Source organism: Romboutsia sp. (assembly GCF_056995035.1).
Genome location: NZ_JBXKIW010000074.1, coordinates 1 through 25,885, shown reverse-complemented (window position 1 = coordinate 25,885; position 25,885 = coordinate 1). Strand labels below are relative to the sequence as shown.

Genomic DNA, 25,885 nt, shown 5'->3' with positions numbered 1-25,885 from the left:
TTTTTCTCCTTAAAAATAATTTTAAAATAATTATATCATATAAGACTAAGTAAATCAATTTAATCTATACTACATAATATGAATTTTACTTGTATAAGTTACTTCTAGATTATGTTAAATTTATATGTGTGCATATATAAATGATTACTATTTATATAAAAACTATATACTAAAATTTATTTAAATTTGGTGAGATTTTGAACTAACTTTATTTACGATTCTCATAGTTATACTTCCTAATGTAAACATTATACAAACAAACCATATTATAGGGTGAATAAATGGAACTAATAGCAGTAATTTTATTGCTACAACTCCACACGCTACCTGTAAATATTGATTTTGACCTTTAAGAATTCTTTGACCTAAGGTAATACCTGTAATCATTGGGCATAGATAGATTGATAAAATGTATAAAATTAGTAATATCAATCCTATAGGAATTCCTATAAATGTTAAACATAAAAGTACTACAACTATAGGGACTACTATCAACACTCCTAAACCTACTAAAATATATTTACCTAAAGATGAATTAAGATTTTTTTCTACTTCATAAAAATAATTTTTAAATATTACAAATAGTAATAACGCTACTATAATGGCTGTTATTATGCTCATTACTGTAGCCATTAAGTTAAATTTATCTTCTTGTTTAAAACTTTTTTCATGTACTATTTTTTCATAATTTATGTCCTTTGAATCTATATTCCCACTTATAACTGGTTCATTAGGAGATTTAATATTTACACTACCTAAAACATTTGCGTTATCTGTTATAGTTATGTTTTCTCCTTCTATTCCAAGATTTCCATTTACAGTCCCATCTATAACAATATCTTGACCTGCTATATATAAATCATTTGTATTCCCTTTAAAATCAATACTTTGACCTGATGCATATATTGCATTTGCATTTGTATTTTTTCCTATATTTATTTCTTGACCTGCTACAGTTATATTTCTTGTATTTTTAACGTCAATATCTATACTTTGCCCTGCTCCCCTAATATTGCCTAGTACTTGTTTTGAATTAATGTCTATTTGTTGACCAAATGAAATAATATCTCCACCTACAATACTCTTGATATTTATATCTTGAGCAAACCCATACAAATCACCTTTTACTTCATCAGTGCTATTTATTCTCTCATTAAATAAAAATAGATTTGATGAACTTTTTATTTCATCTGCAAATACGGTTATTGACAGTATAAATACCATCAGTAATGTCAGTACAAATATGCGTATTTTCTTCACTTTCACTCTCCCCCTTTTTCCCATTATACTTAAATACTATGCATCTACATGTTTATAGTTGTTAATAGTATAAAAACTTATATATAAAATTTAAATTATAAATACACATTGAAAATCATGTTTTATAATTCATTGTACTTAATTTATAATTTGTTTTTCTTGACTATTTTCCTCTAATAATCCTAGTTTTCTAGCTACCAACTTAGTAGTACTTCCTTGAATTATTAAAGTGATTAATATTGCCATAAATACTATTGATGAAATTATTTCATATCCTGGTATTTTCATGGATGCTATTATACCGCATAGAGCTGCTGGTATTACTCCGGTTTCTCTAACCCACATCATAAATAGCATTTCTTTTTTATCCCATTTTGCATTTCTATCAAATATAGTACAAACAATTACACATATAGGTCTTGCTATAAACATTAAACTAAGTACTACTAAAAGTGCTGGTACAAAGTATTTTCCTAACATAGCTAAGTCAACTTGACTACCTAGTATTATAAATATTGACATACGAGAAATATTACCTAGGGTTTCTGCAACATAAAAATCTGCATCATAAGATTTTTGTGATAACCATACTTTAAAGTTTTTCTTATTACCTGTTATTATACCGACTATAAAACAAGCCATGTATCCGCTTCCACCAAACTTTGTAGCTACTTCATAGGCAATTACTACTGAAAGTATTGAGATAATAGGTGCATAATCTTTAAAGATTCCATAAGGTTTATCGTTTACTAATTTTAAAAGAACTATTCCAGTTGCAATTCCTACTACTGCACCAACTACAACCATTATACCTAATTCATATATATTCTCACCTAATGAAAATTTACCAGATAATATTATTGAAAGTACTGCTGATGTAAGTATTGCACCTGTCGCATCATTAAATGCAGATTCACTTATGACGGTCTGCTTTACTCTATCTTTTATTTTTACTTGATTAAATATTGGAACTAATGTAGCTGGGTCTGTAGATGCTATTATTGCACCAATCAATAAAGCTGTCATAGCTGATACTTCAAATGTCAGCCCAACCACTTTAGATACTATAAGCGCTGATATAACTACTCCTACTGTTGATAATAAAAATACAGTTACTCGTACATCTTTTAAAACCTTCAAACTTATTTCTTTTCCGCCTAGATATAATATAAAAGCTGAACCAAATGTTAAGATCAATTGATTTTCAACTTGATATTGACTTATATCTATAAATTTCAAAATTGAAGGACCTATTAAAATCCCCGCTATTAAAAATAATACTACATCTGGTATTTTTACTATTTCACTTAGTTTACTACAAATAATACCTGTCATAGCTACTACAGCGAAAATTACAAGCAAGTTATTACTTGCTATTGTTTGAATAGAGTTCTCCATAAAATATCTCCTTTATTATTTATATTAAATCTTTCTATCATTTATATTAAACAAATGTTAAATATATCCTTTATATATGTTAATACTATTTAACATATATGTAGTATTAGTTATAATAGTCACTATATATATGTAGATAGTATTATATTAAAATTAAATTATACTTAATCAATTTTGTTATATATGTTACAATTATATTTGAATATAAAGACGGGTTAGGAGTGATTCATTATAAATTCGAATACTCAATGTAAAAGTAGATTATATGCTAAAGAAATTCCTATATTTTCTTCTTTGTCAGAAGATGAATTAGAAGAAATATTAAATGATATAGAACATCATTGTTTTAAGAAAGACGATATAATATGTTTAGAAGGGTCTCATTTATCTAATCTTATTATAGTAAGTCATGGAACTATAAAATTATCAAAAACAACTCATGAAGGTAAAGAGCAAATAATGCGCATACTCTCAGCAGGTGAATTTTTCGGTGAACTTAGCTTATTCAATGATAACTATGTTACTAATTTCGCTGCTACTGCGGTTGGTGATGTATGTATTTGCATTATATCAAAGAAAAATATGCATACTGTTTTAGCTCAAAATTGTAATATAACTTTAAAAATTTTAAATGAAGTCAGTAAAAAATTAATGGAAACTGAAAATCTTGCTACAAGTTTAGCTACTAATGATATTGAGCATCGAATAATATGTATGCTACTAGAATTCGTGGATAAATATGGTATTTATGAAAATGGTATTTTAGAAGTTGATCTTCCTTTAAGTAGGGAGGGCATGGCAAATTATGCCGGAGTTACTAGAGAAAGTATAAGCAGGAAGTTATCTAAATTTGAACAAGATGGACTTTTCGAACTTAAAGGAACTAAGCAGTTAATAATCAAAGACCTAGATAAAATGAAAAAGTTTGTAGAGTAACATTAAAATATTTCAAAATTATGATATTCTTATAATTAAAAAAAAGGGGGGAAATTTACCACCCTTTTTTGATTTCTATTTATTTTTCTACTACTGTGTATTTTTGAACAAATCTAGATGGGTGATATGAAAGCTTTGCTTTCCTTAATCCTTCAATTCCTAAATCTTCTTCTCTGTTTATAAATTCTATATCACTAAATTCATTTATTAAAAATTGTTGATTTATATATGGATATAATCCCCTTATGTCTGGGTTTGCTTTTTCTATATGAATAACTGCCATATTGTGATTTAAATTTTCACCTATTGAAAATGCCTCTAACTTAGAATCTACATATATTCCACCAATTTTTATTTTATCTTTTAACTTATCATAATGATTAAATATTCTTTGTATAGCTGCAAATTCATCTTTAAAATCATCACTATCTTCTTTACCATCTGCCCACTCATTTAAAAGTTTTATACACTCTTCAAATTGGTTATTTTCTTCTAATCTTTTATATTCAAATCTATTTGCATATTCTTTTAAGAAGTAATTTAAATGGTTTCTTTTCTTTTGATTTTTTTTACCAGCTAAAGTTCTTAGGCTTTCTCCATCATATACATAGTCAAAGTAATCTCTTTCTTCGATATATTCAAATTTTCCTGGGTAATTTTCTTTCATAAAATCCACGATTTCTTTTGTTATTGCTCTTAAATGTACTTTCTTATTTTCATCTTTAAAATGTCTTAATATAAAATCAATAGCTTTAGGCATATTTTCCTTAGTTGCTAGAGGTAGCACTACAAAGCTATTTCCTTCGTATTCACCTGATACTATGGCAAAGTCATCTTCTATATAATACACAGTACTGTATAAATTTTGCCACATATATAAAGTCACAAAGCAGTATTCACATGCCTCATAATCGACTAATTCAAAATATGGATCTAATACTTTTTTTGCATTTATATCTATTGGTTTAAATAATAAAATGTCTTCTTCTAATTCAAACAAAATAACTTCCTCCATTTTCTTTCATAACTTATTATATATATTATAGTATCACTATCTATTTATAAAAGATGTGATACTAATCAAATTTTACTATTATTATATTATTGAAAAATATTATATTTGTGACAACTTATTTTATTCTATACAATATAATACAATTTATAGACTAATGATTTTAGATATAATAATAAAAGGCGCCGTTTTCACGACGCCTTTATTGTTTGGTACTATTTACTTGTATTGTAATCACTTAAAAACTTCTCTATTCCTATATCAGTAAGAGGGTGTTTAGCCATTTGACTTAATACTCCAAATGGTATTGTAGCTATATCTGACCCAGCTAAAGCACATTCTGATACATGTATTGGGTTTCTTATACTAGCTGATATTATTTCTGTTTGTATATCATGTATTTCAAATATACTTGCTATCTCACCTATTAATTCTGTACCTCTAGCACCTATATCATCAACTCTTCCAACAAAAGGACTAACATATGTAGCTCCAGCTTTTGCTGCAAGTAATGCTTGTTGAGATGAGAATATTAAAGTTACATTAGTTTTTATATCTCTTTCTGATAATACTTTAACTGCCTTTAATCCTTCTATACACATGGGTAGTTTTATAACTATGTTTTTATGCAATTTAACTAATTCCATAGCTTCTTCAACCATTTTATCAGCTTCTAAACTTATAACCTCTGCACTTATTGGTCCATCTACTATCCCACATATTTCATTTATAACTTCTTGAAGATCTCTTCCTTCTTTAGCTATAAGTGATGGATTTGTAGTAACACCATCTATTATTCCCCAACTATTTGCTTCTACTATTTCACTTATGTTTGCTGTATCTATAAATATTTTCATATTTTCTTCTCCCCCTATATTAAATATTGACTCTTAGAATAGCTATAAATTATATAGCTATTATTAAACCTACTATTAAAGCACTTAATAAACTTACGCAGAATCCACCTAACATTCCTCTGAATGCTAGTTTTGATAATACATCTCTTTTTTCTGGACAGAATACTGATATACCTGATATACATATACCCATACTAGCTATATTTGCAAATCCTGACAGAGATATTGACATCATTAATCCTGTTCTATAATCTAGTGTATTTAATATTTTACCTAATTGACCAAAAGCAACAAACTCATTTAATATTAACTTACTTCCAAGTAATTGACCTGCAGTAAATACATCTTCCTTTGCTAGACCCATTAAGAATCCTATAGGTGCAAATACATATGATAAAATTTGTTCTAAAGATAACCCAACTACTCCTAATATACCATTAACTAGCGCAACTAAAGATATTATAGCAATAAGTGATGCACCTATCCCTAAAGCCATTTGAAGACCCTCATTAGCTCCTTGAGATATTGCAGATATAAGGTTTGCATTATCACCTTTATTATCTATACTTACTTCTTCAATAGTATCAACTGCTACAGCACATTCAGCGACTGCTAAAGAAGCAACTCCATTATTATCTACTACTGTATTTTCTTCAGTAGCAACTTCTTTTACAACTTCTGGTAGTATTAATTTTGATACTATTATACTTCCAAGTGGAACTAATGCCCCAGCTATTAAAAGATACTCCATAGGTATACCCATTCCTGCATATCCCATAAGTACAGTTGCAGACATACTCCCCATACCTGATATTAAAACTAACATTATTTCACTTTCAGTCATACCTTTTAAGTACTTAGATACAAGTATAGGAGATTCTGTTTGACCTAAAAACACGTTCGCAACAGCAACAAAGCTTTCTACATTACTAGTTCCAAGTGTTTTTCCTATTACTCCACCTATTACTTTAACTACAGCTCCTAAAACACCAAGATAATATAGGGCAGCTACTAATGATGATATAAATATTATATTACCTAGAATTTGTATACCAAATATAAATCCTGTTGGAGCTCCTGCATTTTCTAATGAACCAAATATAAATGTTAATCCTTGTGCTCCGTAACTTAATATGTTAGTTACAACATCAGACACTTTTTGTAAAGCAAATCTTCCAAGTGGAAACTTTACTAATAAAAATGCTACTACAAACTGAAGTACAAATGCTTTTAGTATCATTTTTTTGTTAACATCTTTTTTGTTAGATGATAATAAGTATAGAGTTCCTAATAAAATTATTATTCCGAATATATTTAATACTATTTTCACGTTTTCACCCTCTATTTTCATATTAGTATTTTCCTTAACTAACATGTTGTACTAATTGAATGAACTAGTACAACATATTAATTAGATTTTAATGTCAATAAAATATTATATTGCCTTAACTATACTCTTTACTAAGTTTAAGAATTCTTGTTTTACTTTTTGTGTAGTTTCTATAACTTCTTCATGATTTAAAGGTTGATCAAGTATCCCTGCTGCCATGTTAGTTATACATGATATACCTACAACTTTAAGATTACTGTGAGATGCTACAATTACTTCTGGTACTGTAGACATTCCTACTGCATCCGTCCCCATAATTCTAGCCATTCTTATTTCTGCAGGAGTCTCATACGTAGGTCCTGTAAAGAATGTATATATACCTTCTTTTATATTAATATCTAAATCTTTTGCACATTGTCTAGCAATTTCTATATACTCTGGAGTATATGCTTTAGACATATCTGGGAATCTAACTCCTAATCTATCATCATTTGCACCTATTAAAGGATTGTATCCACCGAAGTTTATATGATCTGTTATTATCATTAAATCTCCAGGTTTAAAATCTTTATTAGCTCCACCAGCTGCATTAGTTACAAATACAGTTTCTACTCCTAATGCTTTCATTACTCTTACCGGGAAAGTTGCTTCTTGCATAGCGTATCCTTCGTAGTAATGGAATCTTCCTTGCATAGCAATTACATTTTTTCCTTGTAATTGTCCTATAACTAATTGACCCTTATGCCCTTCAACTGTTGATACTGGGAAATTAGGTATTTCATCATAGCTTATTTGTACTGGGTTTTCTATTTCGTCAGCTAAAACTCCTAATCCCGATCCTAATATAAGCCCTATAGTAGGTATAATATCTGTTTTAGATTTTATATAACTTGCACTTTCTTGTATTTTATCAAATAAATTATTCATATTATCCACCTCATAGTTATTATTTTATATTTTGTAAGAACGATTTTCCTATTTCAAAATTATATTTTTCATTTTCTTCATTAAAGTTATCTAAAATAGTAATGCCTATATCTGCCATTGTTTTAAGTATTGGCATTTCTTTAGCTTCTTTTAAAGAATTATTGTAAACTAATACCGGTACATACTCTCTCGTATGATCAGTTCCTTTAAATGTTGGATCATTACCATGATCTGCTGTTATAATTAATAAATCATCTTCTTTAAGTTCCTTGATAAGATTTCCTAATTGATAATCAAATGCTTCTAGCTCTCCCTTATATCCATTAACATCTCTTCTATGACCATATAAAGCATCAAAATCTACTAGGTTTAAAAATACTAAACCGTTGTATAATCCTTCTTTTGCTATAGCTATAGTTTCATTCATACCAGCTTCATTACTTTTACTTTTTATGCTTTTAGTAATTCCTTGGTAAGAATATATATCACCTATTTTACCTATTCCTACGACATCTAAGTTTTTATCACTCATAGCATCTAATACTGTTTTAGTTGGTGGCTTTAAAGCATAATCTTTTCTATTTGAAGTACGTTTAAAGTTTTCTTTATTACTTCCTACAAATGGTCTTGCTATTATTCTACCAACTTTATACTCTTCTTTTAGTGTGATTTCTCTTGCCATTTCACACACTCTATACAGTTCATCTAGTGGTATTATTTCTTCATTTGCAGCAATTTGAAGAACACTATCTGCTGATGTATATAATATTAAGCTCTTAGTTTTTACATGCTCTTCACCAAGATTAGTTATGATTTCAGTTCCTGATGCTGATATATTTCCTATAAATTTATGACCCGTCTTTTCTTGTAGTTCATCTATAAGTTCTTTAGGAAATCCATTTTCTGTAAATACTTTAAAAGGCTCTTTTATAAGTATCCCTGCCATTTCCCAGTGACCAGTTATAGTATCTTTTCCTTTTGATAATTCTCCACATTTAGTACTATAAGCTATTTGATTTTTTATACGTTTTACACCTTTGATATCTGCTATATTTCCTAGACCCATTTTTTGTAGGTTAGGAAGGCTAAGCCCTCCTGTCTTTTGAGCTAAGTTGCAAAGAGTATTAGCACCTATATCGCCATACTCGTTTGCATCCTCTAAAGCTCCAATTCCTACAGAGTCTAATACAATTAAAAATACTCTGTTGAATTTTTTCATATTAGTACCCTGTTACTTCTTCGTTGTTTATCATTTTTATTATTGAACTAGTACCAAGTCTTACTGAGCCTTTTCTTATAAAATCTCTAGCTGTATCAAGGTCTTTTATTCCACCTGCTGCTTTTATTAAAACATCTTTGCCTATGTTTTCTTTGAATAATACTATATCCTCAGCAGTTGCTCCACCTGTGCTAAATCCTGTAGAAGTCTTTATAAAATCAGCTTTAGCATTTGTTACACACTTACACATTTCAACTTTTTCTTCTTCAGTTAATAAACAAGTTTCTATTATAACTTTTAATATTTTATCTTTACAAGCTTCTTTTATAGCTCTTATTTCTTCAGTTATTTCTTCAAATTTACCATCTTTTAAGTGGCTTAAGTTGATTACCATATCTATTTCATCTGCGCCATTTTCTATTGCATCTTTAGTTTCAAATATTTTTACAACTGTAGTGTTATATCCATTTGGGAATCCTATTACTGTACAAACTTGCATATTTTCACCAACAAATTCTTTTGCTTGTTTTACAAATGATGGTGGTATACAAACAGATGCTACTTCATATTTCATTGCATCTTCACATATTACCTTTATATCTGCCCAAGTAGCTGTTTGCTTTAATAAAGTGTGGTCTACTGTGCTTAAAATTGTTTTATTATCCATAATTTATCTCCTATATTTCATGTATTTTAATTTTATATCTTAATCGCTAAATTTGAGCAACGAACCTAATTTGTAGGTCGTTTATGACACAAGCGAAGTGAATTTTATATTATTTTGTGTATTATAGAGCTTTTTTCAGGCTTTTCATTTTGTATATTATATGCGCTTTGTAATTCTTCTTCAGCCTTTTCAAACTTAGATTCATCACTTGAGTATAGAGTTGCCAATACATCTCCTACTTTTACATAGTCGCCCATTTTCTTTTTAAGTATTATTCCTGCACCATAATCTAAGCTATCAGCTTTTGTATGTCTTCCAGCTCCTGTAAGTAATGATGATATACCTACTTTTTCTGCATTTAATCCATATACATATCCTTCTTTAGTTGCTTTAACTTCATGAGTTAATGGTGATAGGTTAAATAATTCTGGATTATCTATAACACTTGGATCTCCACCTTGAAGTACTGTCATTTCTCTTAACTTAGCTAATGCAGTTCCATTTTGTAATATTTCTTCTAATTTTTCTCTTCCTTTTTTAACATCAGGCTCTATGTTTCCTAGCTTAAGCATTTGAGATCCTAATTCTAAGCATAATTCTCTTAAATCTTCTGGGCCTTCACCTTTTAATATTTCTATAACTTCTTTTAATTCAAGAGCATTACCTATTGCATATCCTAATGGCTCTCCATTTAAAGTTATTGCAGCAGATGTATTTCTATTTAAGCTCTTTCCTATGTTTACCATAGCTGTTGCTAATTCTTCCGCATCTTCTGCAGTTTTCATAAATGCACCTTCACCATATTTTACATCTAATAATATTGCATCTGCACCTGATGCTATTTTTTTACTCATTATACTTGCAGCTATTAAAGGTATACTATCTACTGTTGCAGTAACATCTCTTAGTGCATATATCTTTTTATCTGCTGGAACTAAGTTTTGAGTTTGACCTGCTATAACTAATCCTGCATTTTTAACCATATCTTTAAATTTATCTTCTTCTACTGATATATCAAAACCTGGTATAGCTTCTAATTTATCTAATGTTCCACCAGTGTGGCCTAATCCTCTACCTGATAATTTAGCAACTTTTCCACCAGCTGCAGCAACCATTGGTACTAATATAAGAGAAGTTTTATCTCCTACCCCTCCAGTACTGTGCTTATCAAGCTTTATTCCATCTATCATACTAAGGTCTACAACGTCCCCTGAATTTACCATAGCCATAGTAAGATTTGATGTTTCTTCTTTAGTGAATCCATTTAAATATATTGCCATTAATAATGCAGATGCCTGATAATCAGGTATTTCTTCATTAGTATATTTTTCTATAAAAAATTCTATTTCTTGTTTAGATAATTCTTTTTTATCTCTTTTTTTAGATATAATATCGTATAGTCTCATATTAATTGCCCCTTATATATTAATTTTTATATTGATTTGATTTAATCCATATCTCTAATTCTTCGTAAGTTGAAGGTATTGAAATCTCTTTATCTATTATAGATTTCTTTATACTTTCAACGCTTTCAATTATGGAGTTGTCTATTTCTACATTAGAGCCTTCTCTTGTATAACCAATAACATTTTCCTTAAGACCTCGTTTGTGTACTCCTGGAGACCAGGTATTATTTATAAGAGACTTTATTTCTTCATAAATTATTTCATTTGCATATCTAGTTGCTGTTGATACTATATAATCTGGGTCAAGGAAATTTTGATTATCATCAACTCCAAATGCATATTTATCAGCTTCTTTAGCAGCTGCAAATACTCCAAGACCCGATTCCCCTGCTATTTGTTGAATATAAGTTGCACCTTTGTTGTACATTAAAAGTGCAATTTCTTTTGCTTTAGCTGGGTCTGAAAAATCATCAACTGTTCCTACAATTGTTTCAACATCAGGATTTACATATCTAACTCCTGCCTCAAATCCAACTGCACCTTTCCTAAGATACTCAAGGTCTTTTCCTAGTATAACACCTACAACTTCTTTATTTTCATTCTCATCTTTATGATTTGAAATAGCTAATCCTGCTATAACTCCATTTAGAAAAGTTTGTTCTGGCCAATTCGTGTATATTGTACTTACATTTGGTAGTTCTAATTTAGAATCCATCAATGTAAATTTTTGATTTGGAAATTCTTTTGAAATTCTCTCTACAGCTTCCTCTTGTTCTGCTCCAACAGATATAATAAGATCATATTCTTCAACTTTTGCATATTCTCTACATAAGTTTTCATAATCATCTGTGGATTTAGATTGAGAGTAATCAAATTCAATTCCTAATTCATCCTGTGCCCTTAATAAACCATCATAGCATAAATCATTGAAGGATTTATCTCCTAATCCAGCTTCATTAAAAATAATTGCAACCTTTATAGTTTCCTCAATGTCACTGTTTGATTTAGTTTTGATATATTGTGATGAACAAGCAGTTGTTGTAAATAATAACAAAATAACTGTTATTAATGTTATTCTTTTACCTTTACTTAGTTTCATTATTTGCCTCCTAGGTTAACCCTTAGTAAAACATATAATGTATTAATAACTTGCTTAACTCTTTAATAACATTATATTAGGTTGAACGTTTTCATTCTATAGATTCTATTGATAAGTGTTGCAACAATATTGATATTTTTGTGTTTGAAAACCTTGTCCAATGCAAAAATTTTGATATTTTCGAATTATTTTGACATTATTCGCATTTCTAACATTAGTATCTATCCTCATCTGGAGATACTCCCTTATATTTTTTATAACTTTTCGAAAAATAACTAGCATTAACATACCCTACTTCTGTTGATATTTGAGATATTTTCATATCTGTATTTTTAATAAAATATTCCGCTTTCTTCATTCTATAATTTGTAAGATAGGTACTAAAGTTTTCGCCTACCTCTTCTTTAAATAATCTTGAAAAATACTCATGGGATAAATATACACTCTTTGATATGTCATTTAAAGAAATATGCTCTTTATAATTTAATTCAATATATTCTATAGCTTTTTTTACTGCCTTTGAATATTTACTGCTTATATTTTTTGTATCATTAATTTTTAAATTTTCTTCTCTGTCATTTATATTTTTTTCTTGTTCTATTATTATTTTTTCATTTCCCTTTATATTTTGATGAATTCTACTAAGAACTTCATTTAATTCTTTTGGTCTTATATCTGACTTTACTAGATATTCATAAACACCACAGCTTATAGCTTCCTTTGCATAAGAAAACTCTGCATAATTAGTTAACAGTACAATAAAAATATTTGGAATTATTTTTTTTATTTCTCTTGTAAGCTCTATTCCATCCATTATAGGCATTTTTATATCACTTATAATAACCTGTGGTTTAAGTTTAACTGCTAATTCATATGCCTCTTTACCATTTGACGCACTAGCTAATACATTAAAATCTTTAGAAATATTTGAAACAGTATATACTATCCAATCTCTTATAGGTGCTTCATCTTCTACTACTAATATATTTAACATATTTTCCTCCCTCTAATTTGGTAGTATAAATGTAACTTTGGTTCCTTTTCCTTCTATACTATCTATTTGCAGTCCATAATCTTGTCCATAGTTTAGCTGTATTCTTTCATGTACATTTATAACGCCTACTCTATTTATACTTGCTTCTTTTTTTAATACGCTTTGTACTTTATCTTTAGACATACCTATACCATTATCTTCTATGATTATCCTTATTCCATCTTCATTTTTATATCCAACCACGCTTATAATTCCTTCATTATTTTCTTTTTCCATACTGTATAAAATAGCATTTTCTACAATTGGTTGCAAAATAAAAGAAGGAACATTGAAATCGTTTATTATTGAATCTACTTGATAACTAATTTCAAAACAATTAGGATATCTCATCTTTTGAAGTTCTACATAGTTTTTAATGTTTTCTATTTCTTCTTCTAGTCTAATCATTTCACTGGATTTTGGTAGTATACTTCTTAATAATTTTGTAAATCTATAAAGCATCTCTTCTGCTTGCTCGGTTTTATTCATTGACATTAAAAACCTTATCCCACTTAAGGTATTGTATAGAAAATGAGGATTTATTTGTGCTTGTAGGAAACTTAACTCCGCTACCCTTTTTTGTTTTTCATATTTCTTTATATTTTCTATTGAATAACCTAGCCAGTTTACCATGCTATTAAAAGACGTTTGTAGTTGTCCTATTTCATCACTACTATCTACTTTCACCTCAACCTTTAGATTCCCATCCATTACTTCACCCATTTTATTTTTTATATTAATTATTGGTTTTGTAATCCATGCTGAAAGTTTATAGGTAGTAATTAAGGCCATGATACTTACTAATAATATTATAAATACTGTCCTCTGAGTTATTTGATTTGATAACTGCATTATTATATTTAAAGGTATTTCTTGTATTATCTTCCATCCATATTCCTCAATATTAGATATTATTTGCATGTTGTTTTTACTAAGATTATCTTCTTCTATTTTCTCTACTATAACTTGGTCATAGTTTTCACCTATAAGTCGTTTATCTTTGCTAGATATTATTTTCCCTTGTGAATCTGCAATATAAATAAATGTTCCATAGTTTAACATATCTGAATATCTATCATAGAGCATAGTTTCACTTATATCCATTATTAAGACTCCTAGAGTTTCTTTAGTTATTAAATCTTTTATAAGTCTCCCCATTTTAAATATATTTTTATATGGACCTATTCCATTTTCATCTTTATATGTGTTTATAAGTACTGTTTTTCCATCTGCCTTTACAAGTTTCTCATACCAATCTTCATTTTTTATACTTTCCATATCATATTTGGTTTCAGAATAAGTACTATATTTCAATCCATTTTCACCTATAATGTATAATTCTGGCTTCATATTGAATTTGCCATACTTCCAAACTTGATCAACTAATAAACCTTCTACATATGAATTCATTTCTTTATTTGATTCTTTATTATTAGGAAGTTCGTTTTCTGGTGTCCCTAATATATCTATTAGCTTACTGTCTACTACAATATTATTTCCTATGGTTTCTACATTAGATAATAATATAGAAATATTATTGGCTACCTCATCTAAAACTTGACTTCTCATTTCATGCATTTCTTTTTGTATTATTTTATTAGTATCACTAATTATCCACACACCTATTAATCCTGATATTAACAATATAAGTATAAATATTAGTAAGAATAGCTTTACAGTAATACTATTTCTTTTTATTTCTATATTTATCACCCTTTCTAGCATTGTTTATTTTTAATAGTTACAATTAATAAGTTTAAACTATCTAAATTATTAATTCAATTATAAAATTACAAATGAAAAACAACTTAAAATAAAGATTATATATTAGCTTAGTACTATTTTATTAGTTACTATTTTATTAATTGCTATTCATAATTTTAACCTTTACAAAAGTTTAGTAAAAAGGTGTTTTTTTCTCGTTTTACTTAGTATTACTAAACAAAACAAAAATTAATATAAACTAAAGATTAGAATCACTAAACTTAATAAAAATTAATATAAATTATTCAAAAATAAGTTCTTATTCAAACCATTGAAAACACTAAGTTTAAAGCAATATTTTTTTTAATCGTTTTTTTTTCGTAAAAACAGTTGCAAATTCTTTCATTTTTTTATATAATAATTAGTTCCGGTTTTTTGGGTATACAAATTCCTTTTAACTCTATATAATAATAGTAAATCAAAGAAAAAAGGAAGGGATTTTATGGCCAGTCGGCAATCTTTAAGGCAGATTTTACTTGTATTAATGGGATCATTAATTTTATCATTTGGAGTTTATAATTTAAACTACCAAAATAATATTACGGAAGGTGGAGTGTTAGGACTTTTACTACTGCTTAAAAACTTATTCGATATTAGACTCTCTTTAGCAAATCTTGTTATCGACTCTCTCTTACTTCTAGTTGGGTATAAATTTTTCGGTAAAAAATTTATTATGTATTCATTATTAGCTACTTTCAGTTTCTCTATTTTATTTGGATTCTTTGAAAGTATAGGACCTTTAATTCCAAAATTCGATAACGTTCTACTTGGAAGTATTTTTTCCGGTATATTTGTAGGAGTTGGTTCAGGGTTAGTTGTTAGAGCAGGAGGAGCTGCAGGTGGAGATGACGCTTTAGCATTAGTAATTTCTAAGACTACATCTTTAAATATAGGTAGGGTGTATATGATAACTGATATTATTGTACTTGGGTTGTCTTTAGTCTACTTATCTACATCGCAAATAGCTTTATCATTAATTGCGGTTAGTATAAGTGGAAGACTTATAGGGTTTATTGCCTCTTATAAAAATAAAAATTTAATTACAACTTAATTAATTATATTAGAAAAAGGATCAAGTACTCACTTGATCCTTAATTTTATTATTTAATTTCATGAAGAAGATTAAGTACTTTATACAATTCATTTACTTGTATTTGTCCAGGTGCTGATGCTACCTTCGCTGATCCAAATGTAAGAGCGGATCCAAACGTTTCTCCTGATAAACGACTTACCGCACCTAAACCTCCCATAGAAATTGTTATTATCGGAGTCTTTGCATATTTTGTTACCATTTCATTTGTAGCACATAACAATGTTAATACATCTGTTGTATTTTGTGGCATAACTGCTATTTTAGGTAAATCAGCTTTTAAGTCTTGCATCTTACAAAGAATATTAACTATTTCATCTTGACTAGGAGTTTTATCAAAATCATGATTAGACATTACAACTTTTACGTTATGTTTATTTGCATACTCAACAATATCAGCTACAACTTCTTCACCTGTAAATAACTCTACATCTATTAAATCTATGTCCTTAGTTAAGCAAACTTCTTTGTTTAGTTTTGCATAGTATTCTGTAGAAACTTCTTTATCTCCACCCTCTTTTAAACTTCTGAATGTAAATAAAATTATCAAGTCCCCTAAAGTCTCTCTAAGTTTTGATAAAGTTTCTTTAACTTTTTCTATATCTTCAACATCTTCATAGTAATCAACACGCCATTCCACTAGGTCTAGTTTAATTATTTTTAAATCTCTTGCCACTGATATTATATCTTCTCTTGTTTTTCCTACTAGTGGTACACAAATTTTAGGAATTCCTTCTCCTATTTTTAAGTTTCTTACTTTAACTATCTTTTTCATTTAATTATTCTCCATGTTAAATTCTTGTCCATTCATCTTTTTTACTGAAAAATTATAAAATTGCATATTCATATATTCCTTCCTTGACCCAAATTTATATTTTTATATCATTAAATTCAATTTTGAACTTATTACAACTATATATTACTTCAATTATACCCTTACTCTGCTACTATTGAATCATTAAATATTGTCTGAAAAAGGGTTTTCTATTAATATAATTAAAAAAGGCGAAAAAATAAAAGGATAAATAAACATAAAAATAGAATAAATAAAGTTAAATACTTCGTACAAATATGACTCAAAGGAGATAAAACATGATAAAGAAACCAAAAGATTTAACAATATCTAAAGTAGAAAATTTAAGAAATGGTAAAAAAACTGCTACGATAACTCATCTAATACAAGGTGATGAACTTAAAGAAAAAGCTAAAATGTTTTCAAAAATATCACTCCCTCCAGGGGGATCTATAGGATATCATGATCATAGTGATGATTTTGAAGTATATTACATATTAAAAGGTGAAGGTGTAGTAGACGACGATGGAACAATAGTAAAAGTATCACAAGGTGATACTATTTACACTGCTAATGGAGCTACTCATTCAATAGAAAATACAGGTGATGAGGATTTAGAATTTATGGCAGTAGTAATTTTAGCATAATAAAAAGCTTGAATCAGATTTGGTTCAAGCTTTTTATATATAAAATTAACATAAATTTAAAATTTTATTAATATTAACTTAATATTTAACTGAAATTTAACATGTTTTTAACACAAAATTTAACAACTTAACACAAATTTAACACAAGATAATATTCTTTTTGATAAAATTAGTCTGTACTAATAAATGAAGAAAAAAGATATGCTTATATTTAAGGAGGAAACAAAAGTGGAAATCGCAATTAACTTAATGGGGGGTCTTGGACTTTTCCTATATGGTATGAACCTTATGGGAGATGGACTTCAAAAATCAGCAGGATCTAAATTAAAGAAAATAATCGAACTTCTAACTAGCAACGTTCTTATGGGAGTTATAGTAGGAGCTTTAGTTACAGCAATTATACAAAGTAGTAGTGCAACTACAGTAATGGTAGTTGGATTTGTTAATGCAGGTATAATGACATTACCTCAAGCAATAGGTGTTATAATGGGTGCTAACATAGGAACAACTATGACAGCTCAATTAGTATCACTTGATTTAGTTGGATTAGCGCCAATATCTATAGGTATAGGTATAGTATTTTATTTATTCTCATCTAAGCCTAACGTTAAACATTCAGCTGAGATATTAATAGGATTTGGTATATTATTTACAGGTATGGAATTTATGAAGGAAGCAGTAGTTCCTTTAGCAGAATTTAAAGGATTTACAGACGCAATAGTTGCAGTTGCAGATAAACCATTCCTTGGAGTATTATTAGGATTTGGTATAACAGCAGTAATTCAAAGTTCGAGTGCATCAATGGGTATGTTACTTGCACTTGCATCGCAAGGATTAATACCATTATCAGCAGCACTTCCAATATTATATGGTGATAATATCGGAACTTGCGTTACTTCTTTATTATCTAGTATAGGTGCTACAAAAAATGCTAGAAGAGCAGCAGTAATGCATTTGGCATTCAACGTAATAGGTACAATAATATTTATGGTAGTTTTAACTAAACCAATAGCTATGATAGTAAATCATTTTGATCCAAATGATATAAGTAGACAAATAGCGAATTCACATACATTATTTAATGTAATAAATGTTATAATACTTCTTCCATTCTCTAAGTTAATAGTTAAACTTACTATGAAACTTATACCAGAAAAAGAAGATGAAATAGAAGATAGAAAAATTGTTAAATATATAGATGAAAGAATGATGGAAACTCCATCAATAGCTTTATCTAACACTGTTAAAGAAATTTTAAGAATGGGTGACAAAGCTAAAAAATCACTTACTAACTCAATGGATGGCTTATTAGAAAAGTCAGACGCTAAAATTAAAAAATGTTTTGCAGAAGAACAAACAATAAACATTTTACAAAAGACAATCTTAAATTACTTATTAAAATTATCTAAGACATCTTTAAACAATGAATCTAGAGAAAGTGTTGATGCATTATTTAACACTGTAAATGATATAGAAAGAATTGGTGACCATGCTGAAAATATAGCAGAGTTAGCACAAATACTTGTAGAAAAAGATTTAAGTTTATCTAAAGAAGGTAGCGAAGAATTAATTCAAATGTACAACAAAGTTGTTGATAATTATACTTATGCACTAAAAGCTATGGAAAATTTAGATATAGACTTAGCTTGTCAGGTAATAAAAATGGAAGAAAAAATAGATATGATGGAAAAATCATGTCGTGAAAATCATATGAGAAGATTAAACGAAAGTTCATGTACTATAGATAATGGAGTTGTGTATTTAGATGTAATAAGCAACTTAGAAAGAATCTCTGACCATTCAGTAAATATAGCTCAACAAGTTATAAAAACTGTAAATAAAAGTATAGCATAATATGAAATGGCATGAATCCGGTATTCAACTGGACTCATGCCATTTTTATATACTTTTTAATACTCTACTATGATGTTATATAAAATACAAGATATCCCAGAGTATATTAAAATACAAATAGAAAACATATTAAGTATAAATAGGTAGAATCTCTAAGACATTTTCTTTATTTTACATTATCTGTTCTGTTTAAAGCTGTCTCATATTTAATTTCATTAATTTTTACCTTTTTAAGTAAAATTAACCCTCCTGCTCCAATAAAAGATACACCCGTAACTATCATCCATGCCATAAAAATACCATTTGAATCTATAATATTTCCCATTATCATAGGCCCTAGGGCATATCCTGCTCCTGATATTATTGGCACTATAGAACTAATTCTTCCTCTATGAGAAGGAGGTGTATTATTAGCTATGAAAGCAGAACTATTTATAGCAAGTAAAATTTCTCCTAGCGTCAATAAAAATACAGCTATGAAAAATAAAGGCATAGCTTTTGAAAAACCTATAACTAAAAAACAAAGACCATATAGTACTCCACCTAAGGACATAATATTTAAAGAATTATGTTTTCTAGTTTTATGAGTTAATAATGGAGTTAATGTTATAACTATAATCGCATTAAATGCTCCTAAAAATCCATATAATTTAGCACCATTATCTCCAAATAACTCTGCCATTTGAAGTGGAAGAGAAAATCCCCATTGTGAATATGCAAATTGCTCTAAAAGCATCATTATTGGAAATAAAATAAGAATTGGAATTTTAAATAAAACTTTAGCTGTCGAAGTACTTGCATATTTATCTATCTTATATTCTTTTTCATTAACTACTTCTGTACTTATATTTTCTTTAGATGGTTTTACATATGCAATAAACAATACTAAAGCTATAGTAGTCGTTAATGCATCTCCTATAAATATTAAAGGTAAATAATTTTTATATAAGAAACCTCCTAAAATAGGGCCTATAGCAAATCCTATATTCATTCCCATATATAATAGTGAATAAGCTTCTTTTCTATTACCTTCATGTGTTAAATCTGCATTTAACGCATCATAGGATGGAGATGATATAGAATAAAAACATGATGATAATATCATTATTATAGCAGTTAATATTGTAGTTGGAATGAGGCCACAAATTACAAACATACTAGCACCTAATACTTGAAAAATTATTATAACTTTCCTACGTCCAATACTATCACTTAATTTCCCTCCTAATATCATACATGGCACTTGGCAAATTGCTAATATAGTAACAAATTGACCTGCCTGCGATGCTGACATACCTATTTTTTGAGTTAAAATTAAGGACATCAGCGGATGTACAAATGCACCTATGCTATTGACTATTTTACCTATGAATAATATATATATTTCTCTAGGTAGCCCTTTATATGGACTCAGTAAATTCTTCATATTAATCCCCCCTTTACTCGTGAATTCATTTACACCTTGATTTAATTATAGTATTTTCTTTAAATTTTTGTTATAAAATTTTCTTTTCTATTATATATTCTCTTAAATAGTTATAAATAGAAAAGAGATGATTTAATTATCATCTCTTTTCTATTTATAACTATTTATTTTGAATTTTTCTTTCTTCCATTTCTTCGTCACTTTCTTCAATTATATTTGCATTAGTAATTATTTCGTCAATAGAGGAACTACTCGAAAGTACTTCTTTCGTATATTGTAGGGCGTCTTCATAGTGTCCATGTGAAAATCTGCTATCGCTCATTTAATTCACTCCTCTAGCATTTTATTATAATTTTAGCAAGGCGGAAAACGATGCTTTTTAGATAGTCTATCTCCAACTATATCACTTATTTTTTTATTTGATTGTATTTCCTTAGCTATCTCCATTTTATTAGCATTTTCTTTTAATAATTTTTTCATTTCTTTATTATTGTCTAAATCTTCTCTGTTATTTTTCATAATTGTTTCCTTTCTTTTTTATTTTGCTCTATATTTAATTTGTCCATATATAATAGTTTTACTACTATAAATTTTTTTATATTTTTCATATAATTGTCTGTTATTATATTATTTATTATCAATTCATTATGTCACTAACTTCACCTGTATTTATATTTACATGAAACCACCCAGTTGTAGCTGTATGATTTTCATCTCCATTGGTTACTATTTCATACGCATGAACTACGTAATAGTTTCCATTTATACTGTCTACTTCTATAATAGGTGGCAAATATGCTCCTGTTTGATGCATATACTCTTTAACTTTTTGTACAGCTTCTTTTTCATTTATTTTCTTATTTTTTTCATCGTTAAATAAAACTGCTATATTATTTTCATGTTGATTTTCATAAGTATCATCAGCTTTACTGTTGTTTATATATCCTATTGTTAAAATCATAAATAACATGGCTCCTATTAATATTATCCTGTTTAAGTTCATAAAAACTCCTCCATAAACATTTTACTTATTAATATTTTCGACATCCAATTTTTATTTATTCAATTTACATAAGTTTATTTTTAATACAAAAATAACCTATAGAATGAATTTTTTTACCTTGTTCATTTTATAGGTTATAATAAAACATATTTTTTATATTAAATTTGTCTTAATCTACTAATTTTCTATCATTTAGTATTTATTTACTAAATAATGCTCTTTATCTTTTATTATTTATTTTGTAATACTATATTTATAATATAAATAATCTTAGTGGCAATATTTATATCTTCTGTACTTAAATAATTCATATATATTCTTAACTTAACCCATTTTTCATTTGCACTTATTTTCTCATTTATAATTTCACCTATACCATTTAGTATCTCTATAATTTCTCTTCTTTTATCTATACTCAATTCTTCACTGTGCTGTACTTCATCTTTAGTATTTTTAATTATTGTTTCTATATCAATGCTAATATTATTAATTCTAGTTTCATTGTAATCTTCTATTAAATTATCTCTATGTAACTTTAACTTTTCCATTATATTTTCAAGGTCTTTTTTAGAATAATTCCAAACTCTGTCATTATCACTTCCCAAACCTTCAATATGGTCTCTATACTTATCCATTAACTCTTCAACCGCTATAACTATTTCTAAATAGTTATTTAATTTTAGTACATCTTCACATCTTTTTATATCTTTGTCTAATAGTATTAGTAAATCACTCAAAATATTATCCTTCTTTCTTTCATTATATATATATTATACATTAATACTTCTATGACTACACTTAAATACATAATTCTTCTTTTCTTTGTTTTGGCTAATAAATGTGGTTCACTTAAAAATATTACTCTAAAGAATATATATGATATAGGATCTATGTAACTTATTAAAAATGACCTATAAATTAAACTCTTTTAAAGAGTCTATTCTATAGGTTACATTATAATTTTTTTTATATTAAACTTATTTTAAGCGGATACCTTATCACTTTCTCCTAGGTTAGCATCATCTTTCTTTAAACCTGCAGCTAACATAGTTACAGCTGTATAAATTACAACCGCTACTACTAACCACTTTAACCAGTATGTTGGCATACTAGTAACAAATGATAATGCTAATACAGCACCTACTACTCCACCTATAGTTATACCCATAGATATCTCTCTTTCGTAAGCACCTTCTTTAACAAACTTTATACTTGCTATTGGTCCAAGAAATGCACATGCTCCCATCATTATAGGAAATGCTGCTTTAGGGTCCATTCCAAGCAATGCTACCATAGCCATACATGGTGCATATAAACCTATTCCTGCTGTCATTAATGCTCCTAGTATAAAGTTTCCTACCATACCTACTATTAATTTAACGCCTGTAAGAGCTATTGCATCTCCACCTGCTGGCATTAACTTAAATTGACCAAGTAGTATTAATATAGCTGTTCCAATAAGAGCTATCCCCATAGTTATTTGTACTTTCTTTTCTGGTAACTTGGATATTACTCCTGCCCCTATCCATGAACCTAATACTGCTGCTACTATCATACATATAAGTGTTGTCATATCTACACTTATTACAGTTAATGACATGAATGCTTCCACTATCATTGGTAGCGTATGTGCTACATTTAATGTTCCTGGTAATAATTTATCGGATATATTTATTTTATTATTCAACTTTAGTATTCCTGTAGTTGTTGCAAATGAACCAACGCCTATTGCGTCTAAGAAATCCGTTATAAATCCTATAATTATTCCTGCACCAAACATACCTTTCTTTTTGCTATTCTTATTATTTTTGAAATCGATTGCATAGACTTTAGTAAATGCTACTGTTATAATTGCTAATAAACCTAAAAGTGCTTTTAACATAACGCTCTCTCCCTTTTCTTTATTGTCGCAAAATAAATTATACTATATAAAATATTTTTTTACTATATAAAGTATTTTTTTAACATATTTTTTATTAAAATTTTACATATTTGTTCGTTATTTTACAATACACGTGGCACAGAACTTTTAAATATATATAGAAAAAATAGGTAATCTATTTTTTAGACTACCTATTTTTTCTATATATATTTCTATATTTAATTTAAATCATATTTAACTTATAGCTTTACCTTCATTATTTTTCTTTTTACCATACTTATTTTCATATACTGTATATAGTATAAATCCTATTATAGAGAATGCTAGTGGTCCACCTACCATTGTTAAAGTCTTAGATATTCCATCTGCTGATGATAATGCTGGCTCTATTATTGTAAATACATTTGCAACTCCTATTACTGACGTTACTACTATCGCTATTGTTAAAGATAAACCGTAAGACTTATAAACAACAAACGGCTTATCTAACTCACCATTTAATTGTTTTTTCTTAAACGCTGGGAAAGCTGCTGATAAGAACATATATGGTATTGTCATTGCAACGTTAGTCATAAGAGTTAATATAGCGAAGAATTCAGCTGCATTTTTTCCTCCAAATGACACTAAAAGTATCATAAATATAACTATACCTGCTTGTACTTTCATAGCATTTATTGGCATTCCATCTTTTACTTCACCTAATTTTCCAGGCCATAGTTCTTTTGGTGCACCTTGGATTAATGTCTTAAGTGGTGAATAAGTTAATGCGAAGAATGCTCCTGTTAATGCTAAGAACATTGATAAACCTACAAATCTCGCTGCCCATGCACCCATTGTTAAAGATATCGCTTCGCTTAATCCTAATCCATGTCCTATTTGAAGTCCTAAGTTACTCATTAATAGGTAAGTAGCATTTGCCATATTAACATTATCTCCAGATAAAACTTCATTCCAGTTAGTAAACATTCCACAAGCGAATATACCAAATGCATATCCTAAAGATATTACTATTGCTGATATAACCAATCCTTTAGGGAACGTTTTCTCAGCATTTTCAGTTTGGTCAACAAGACCTCCCAACACTTCTAATCCTCCAAATGCAAATACTGCAAATGTTAAGAATGATAAAACTGCTAATGAACCTTGATATGATGGACTTGGTGAAGTTGTGAATGAAGCAGCTATATTTGTTATAGGTTCTGCTAATCCTCCAGTTAAAGCCACTACTAAAATACCTCCACCTAATAATACTACGTTAAGCAATGTAACAGCAGTACCACCTATTGAAGTTATTTTACTTATCTTATCTATACCCTTTGTTGATACATATGTAACTATTGCAATCCAAATTACCCCTAATAAACCTAATGTCTTAACTGAACCTAATCCAAATATTGACCATGTTCCAGTTACGTCAGAACCCATTATTGCATTTGATAAAGGTATCCATATACTTGAAGATACACTTACCATCCATATTAAATAAGAAGCGTACCACATGAAAGTTCCTATAAATGCATATTTAGCACCTACTGATTTTTCCATCCATGAATACATTCCACCTTTTTCTTTCTTAAAAGCTGAACCATATTCTGCCATCATAAATGCATATGGTATGAAGAAGAATATTGCACTGAATACATACCAAGGTATTGCTGAATACCCCATTAAATAGAATGCTCTTGGCATGTTAGAAAAACCAAATACTGATGTGAATATCATAAGTATTAATGGTCCTAACGTTAATTTTTTTGCATTACTGCTGTTTTGTGACATTTTGAATCCCCCTTGTTAGTAATATACCTAATTTCTTGCTATTCTTTTATATATCCCGTTTTAAGAATAACATTGTTAAATTTATATTACAATATGATTCAATTTAAATTAAATATTTCAATTTTTAGATATATTATTAAAATTTAAGCAATTGGAGGTTTATTCATTTCTACTTGTAATATTTTATCAAATACATTTTATAATATTTGATTCAACCATATAAAAACCGCATAATTTAGATTTACACCTCTAAGATTATGCAGTCTATTCTATAAAACATTATATTTATTAAGTTTAACATTATATTAAATAGAAATATATATTAAACAATATAATATCCTTGTATCAAAAAAAAGACCCGAAGGTCTTTTTAAAACAGTCTATATATTATAATACAGTTATGTTTTCTGCTTGAGGTCCTCTAGCACCTTTAACTATATTAAAGCTTACTCTTTGTCCTTCTTCTAATGATTTGAATCCATCAGTTTGTATAGCTGAGAAATGTG

At 28.2% G+C, this 25,885-nt stretch carries 25 protein-coding genes; 4 read left to right on the top strand and 21 right to left on the bottom strand.

All coding sequences use genetic code 11. The features are described 5' to 3' along the window. Window positions 1-180: 180 nt before the first annotated feature. On the bottom strand, window positions 181-1,260 hold the full coding sequence (locus AC11VW_RS11500) for a DUF8173 domain-containing protein (protein WP_484301563.1): 1,080 nt from the start codon (window positions 1,258-1,260) through the stop codon (window positions 181-183). 138 nt (window positions 1,261-1,398) lie between these two features. Then, a complete protein-coding gene (locus AC11VW_RS11495) occupies window positions 1,399-2,658 on the bottom strand; it encodes a cation:proton antiporter (RefSeq protein ID WP_484301562.1) in 1,260 nt (419 codons plus the stop codon). A 294-nt stretch (window positions 2,659-2,952) separates the two neighbouring features. Between AC11VW_RS11495 and AC11VW_RS11490 the strand changes: the two genes are divergently transcribed. Next, on the top strand, window positions 2,953-3,594 hold the full coding sequence (locus AC11VW_RS11490) for a Crp/Fnr family transcriptional regulator (protein ID WP_484301561.1): 642 nt from the start codon (window positions 2,953-2,955) through the stop codon (window positions 3,592-3,594). A gap of 79 nt (window positions 3,595-3,673) precedes the next feature. Here the strand turns inward: AC11VW_RS11490 and AC11VW_RS11485 are convergent, their stop codons facing one another. The 10 genes from AC11VW_RS11485 to AC11VW_RS11440 form a co-directional block, all read right to left on the bottom strand. Further along, a complete protein-coding gene (locus AC11VW_RS11485; protein WP_484301560.1) occupies window positions 3,674-4,609 on the bottom strand; it encodes a DUF2156 domain-containing protein in 936 nt (311 codons plus the stop codon). Window positions 4,610-4,821: 212 nt separating this feature from the next. Further along, a complete protein-coding gene (gene fsa, locus AC11VW_RS11480; RefSeq protein WP_484301559.1) occupies window positions 4,822-5,463 on the bottom strand; it encodes a fructose-6-phosphate aldolase in 642 nt (213 codons plus the stop codon). 49 nt (window positions 5,464-5,512) lie between these two features. Then, window positions 5,513-6,793, bottom strand: coding sequence for a NupC/NupG family nucleoside CNT transporter (locus tag AC11VW_RS11475; RefSeq protein ID WP_484301558.1), 1,281 nt, complete (start codon window positions 6,791-6,793; stop codon window positions 5,513-5,515). A 105-nt stretch (window positions 6,794-6,898) separates the two neighbouring features. Continuing rightward, window positions 6,899-7,720 (bottom strand): purine-nucleoside phosphorylase, encoded by an 822-nt coding sequence (locus AC11VW_RS11470; protein WP_484301557.1) that lies wholly within the window; start codon window positions 7,718-7,720, stop codon window positions 6,899-6,901. Between the two features lie 19 nt (window positions 7,721-7,739). Then, a complete protein-coding gene (locus AC11VW_RS11465; RefSeq protein ID WP_484301556.1) occupies window positions 7,740-8,939 on the bottom strand; it encodes a phosphopentomutase in 1,200 nt (399 codons plus the stop codon). 1 nt (window position 8,940) lies between these two features. Continuing rightward, window positions 8,941-9,606: a deoxyribose-phosphate aldolase gene (deoC, locus tag AC11VW_RS11460; RefSeq protein ID WP_484301555.1), complete on the bottom strand. Its 666-nt coding sequence runs from the start codon at window positions 9,604-9,606 to the stop codon at window positions 8,941-8,943. Window positions 9,607-9,710: 104 nt separating this feature from the next. After that, a complete protein-coding gene (locus tag AC11VW_RS11455; RefSeq protein ID WP_484301554.1) occupies window positions 9,711-11,012 on the bottom strand; it encodes a pyrimidine-nucleoside phosphorylase in 1,302 nt (433 codons plus the stop codon). Between the two features lie 19 nt (window positions 11,013-11,031). Next, the gene (locus tag AC11VW_RS11450; protein ID WP_484301553.1) at window positions 11,032-12,111 is read right to left on the bottom strand and encodes a BMP family lipoprotein; all 1,080 of its coding nucleotides are present in this window, start codon (window positions 12,109-12,111) and stop codon (window positions 11,032-11,034) included. A gap of 214 nt (window positions 12,112-12,325) precedes the next feature. Next, window positions 12,326-13,105: a response regulator transcription factor gene (locus AC11VW_RS11445; RefSeq protein WP_484301552.1), complete on the bottom strand. Its 780-nt coding sequence runs from the start codon at window positions 13,103-13,105 to the stop codon at window positions 12,326-12,328. 12 nt (window positions 13,106-13,117) lie between these two features. Beyond that, window positions 13,118-14,764: a cache domain-containing sensor histidine kinase gene (locus AC11VW_RS11440; RefSeq protein ID WP_484301551.1), complete on the bottom strand. Its 1,647-nt coding sequence runs from the start codon at window positions 14,762-14,764 to the stop codon at window positions 13,118-13,120. Window positions 14,765-15,350: 586 nt separating this feature from the next. Here AC11VW_RS11440 and AC11VW_RS11435 point away from each other — a divergent pair. Next, entirely contained in the window at window positions 15,351-15,959 is a 609-nt protein-coding gene (locus tag AC11VW_RS11435; RefSeq protein WP_484301550.1) for a DUF6198 family protein, read from the top strand. 49 nt (window positions 15,960-16,008) lie between these two features. Here AC11VW_RS11435 and aroD read toward each other — a convergent pair whose 3' ends face one another. Beyond that, complete coding sequence (gene aroD / locus AC11VW_RS11430; RefSeq protein ID WP_484301549.1) at window positions 16,009-16,773, bottom strand: type I 3-dehydroquinate dehydratase; 765 nt, start codon at window positions 16,771-16,773, stop codon at window positions 16,009-16,011. A 317-nt stretch (window positions 16,774-17,090) separates the two neighbouring features. Between aroD and AC11VW_RS11425 the strand changes: the two genes are divergently transcribed. Together AC11VW_RS11425 and AC11VW_RS11420 are read left to right on the top strand one after the other, a co-directional pair. Continuing rightward, a complete protein-coding gene (locus AC11VW_RS11425; RefSeq protein WP_484301548.1) occupies window positions 17,091-17,438 on the top strand; it encodes a cupin domain-containing protein in 348 nt (115 codons plus the stop codon). A gap of 228 nt (window positions 17,439-17,666) precedes the next feature. Further along, complete coding sequence (locus AC11VW_RS11420) at window positions 17,667-19,292, top strand: Na/Pi cotransporter family protein (protein ID WP_484301547.1); 1,626 nt, start codon at window positions 17,667-17,669, stop codon at window positions 19,290-19,292. Window positions 19,293-19,458: 166 nt separating this feature from the next. On the opposite strand, the gene AC11VW_RS11415 is transcribed toward AC11VW_RS11420, so the two are convergent. From AC11VW_RS11415 to AC11VW_RS11380, 8 genes are all read right to left on the bottom strand, one after another. Next, entirely contained in the window at window positions 19,459-20,718 is a 1,260-nt protein-coding gene (locus AC11VW_RS11415; RefSeq protein ID WP_484301546.1) for an MDR family MFS transporter, read from the bottom strand. 160 nt (window positions 20,719-20,878) lie between these two features. Further along, the gene (locus AC11VW_RS11410; RefSeq protein ID WP_484301545.1) at window positions 20,879-21,040 is read right to left on the bottom strand and encodes a hypothetical protein; all 162 of its coding nucleotides are present in this window, start codon (window positions 21,038-21,040) and stop codon (window positions 20,879-20,881) included. Window positions 21,041-21,072: 32 nt separating this feature from the next. Then, complete coding sequence (locus AC11VW_RS11405; RefSeq protein ID WP_484301544.1) at window positions 21,073-21,237, bottom strand: hypothetical protein; 165 nt, start codon at window positions 21,235-21,237, stop codon at window positions 21,073-21,075. A gap of 118 nt (window positions 21,238-21,355) precedes the next feature. Next, window positions 21,356-21,721 carry a hypothetical protein gene (locus AC11VW_RS11400; RefSeq protein ID WP_484301543.1) on the bottom strand — a complete coding sequence of 122 codons (366 nt, stop codon included), beginning with the start codon at window positions 21,719-21,721 and terminating at the stop codon, window positions 21,356-21,358. Window positions 21,722-21,951: 230 nt separating this feature from the next. Then, the gene (locus tag AC11VW_RS11395; RefSeq protein WP_484301542.1) at window positions 21,952-22,458 is read right to left on the bottom strand and encodes a hypothetical protein; all 507 of its coding nucleotides are present in this window, start codon (window positions 22,456-22,458) and stop codon (window positions 21,952-21,954) included. A 245-nt stretch (window positions 22,459-22,703) separates the two neighbouring features. Continuing rightward, window positions 22,704-23,603 carry a TSUP family transporter gene (locus tag AC11VW_RS11390; RefSeq protein WP_484301541.1) on the bottom strand — a complete coding sequence of 300 codons (900 nt, stop codon included), beginning with the start codon at window positions 23,601-23,603 and terminating at the stop codon, window positions 22,704-22,706. A 234-nt stretch (window positions 23,604-23,837) separates the two neighbouring features. Beyond that, on the bottom strand, window positions 23,838-25,379 hold the full coding sequence (gene yjeM / locus AC11VW_RS11385) for a glutamate/gamma-aminobutyrate family transporter YjeM (protein ID WP_484301540.1): 1,542 nt from the start codon (window positions 25,377-25,379) through the stop codon (window positions 23,838-23,840). A 387-nt stretch (window positions 25,380-25,766) separates the two neighbouring features. Continuing rightward, a partial coding sequence (locus AC11VW_RS11380; protein ID WP_484301731.1) for a cold shock domain-containing protein occupies window positions 25,767-25,885 on the bottom strand: 119 nt, incomplete at its 5' end.

What these genes read in the sequence shown, in the direction of transcription:
- AC11VW_RS11495 (WP_484301562.1), bottom strand. Translation starts at nt 2,658, where the DNA reads ATGGAGAACTCTATTCAAACAATAGCAAGTAATAACTTGCTTGTAATT.
- AC11VW_RS11485 (WP_484301560.1), bottom strand. Translation starts at nt 4,609, where the DNA reads ATGGAGGAAGTTATTTTGTTTGAATTAGAAGAAGACATTTTATTATTT.
- fsa (WP_484301559.1), bottom strand. Translation starts at nt 5,463, where the DNA reads ATGAAAATATTTATAGATACAGCAAACATAAGTGAAATAGTAGAAGCA.
- AC11VW_RS11470 (WP_484301557.1), bottom strand. Translation starts at nt 7,720, where the DNA reads ATGAATAATTTATTTGATAAAATACAAGAAAGTGCAAGTTATATAAAA.
- AC11VW_RS11465 (WP_484301556.1), bottom strand. Translation starts at nt 8,939, where the DNA reads ATGAAAAAATTCAACAGAGTATTTTTAATTGTATTAGACTCTGTAGGA.
- deoC (WP_484301555.1), bottom strand. Translation starts at nt 9,606, where the DNA reads ATGGATAATAAAACAATTTTAAGCACAGTAGACCACACTTTATTAAAG.
- AC11VW_RS11455 (WP_484301554.1), bottom strand. Translation starts at nt 11,012, where the DNA reads ATGAGACTATACGATATTATATCTAAAAAAAGAGATAAAAAAGAATTA.
- AC11VW_RS11450 (WP_484301553.1), bottom strand. Translation starts at nt 12,111, where the DNA reads ATGAAACTAAGTAAAGGTAAAAGAATAACATTAATAACAGTTATTTTG.
- AC11VW_RS11445 (WP_484301552.1), bottom strand. Translation starts at nt 13,105, where the DNA reads ATGTTAAATATATTAGTAGTAGAAGATGAAGCACCTATAAGAGATTGG.
- AC11VW_RS11435 (WP_484301550.1), top strand. Translation starts at nt 15,351, where the DNA reads ATGGCCAGTCGGCAATCTTTAAGGCAGATTTTACTTGTATTAATGGGA.
- aroD (WP_484301549.1), bottom strand. Translation starts at nt 16,773, where the DNA reads ATGAAAAAGATAGTTAAAGTAAGAAACTTAAAAATAGGAGAAGGAATT.
- AC11VW_RS11425 (WP_484301548.1), top strand. Translation starts at nt 17,091, where the DNA reads ATGATAAAGAAACCAAAAGATTTAACAATATCTAAAGTAGAAAATTTA.
- AC11VW_RS11415 (WP_484301546.1), bottom strand. Translation starts at nt 20,718, where the DNA reads ATGAAGAATTTACTGAGTCCATATAAAGGGCTACCTAGAGAAATATAT.
- AC11VW_RS11410 (WP_484301545.1), bottom strand. Translation starts at nt 21,040, where the DNA reads ATGAGCGATAGCAGATTTTCACATGGACACTATGAAGACGCCCTACAA.
- AC11VW_RS11405 (WP_484301544.1), bottom strand. Translation starts at nt 21,237, where the DNA reads ATGAAAAATAACAGAGAAGATTTAGACAATAATAAAGAAATGAAAAAA.
- AC11VW_RS11400 (WP_484301543.1), bottom strand. Translation starts at nt 21,721, where the DNA reads ATGAACTTAAACAGGATAATATTAATAGGAGCCATGTTATTTATGATT.
- AC11VW_RS11390 (WP_484301541.1), bottom strand. Translation starts at nt 23,603, where the DNA reads ATGTTAAAAGCACTTTTAGGTTTATTAGCAATTATAACAGTAGCATTT.
- yjeM (WP_484301540.1), bottom strand. Translation starts at nt 25,379, where the DNA reads ATGTCACAAAACAGCAGTAATGCAAAAAAATTAACGTTAGGACCATTA.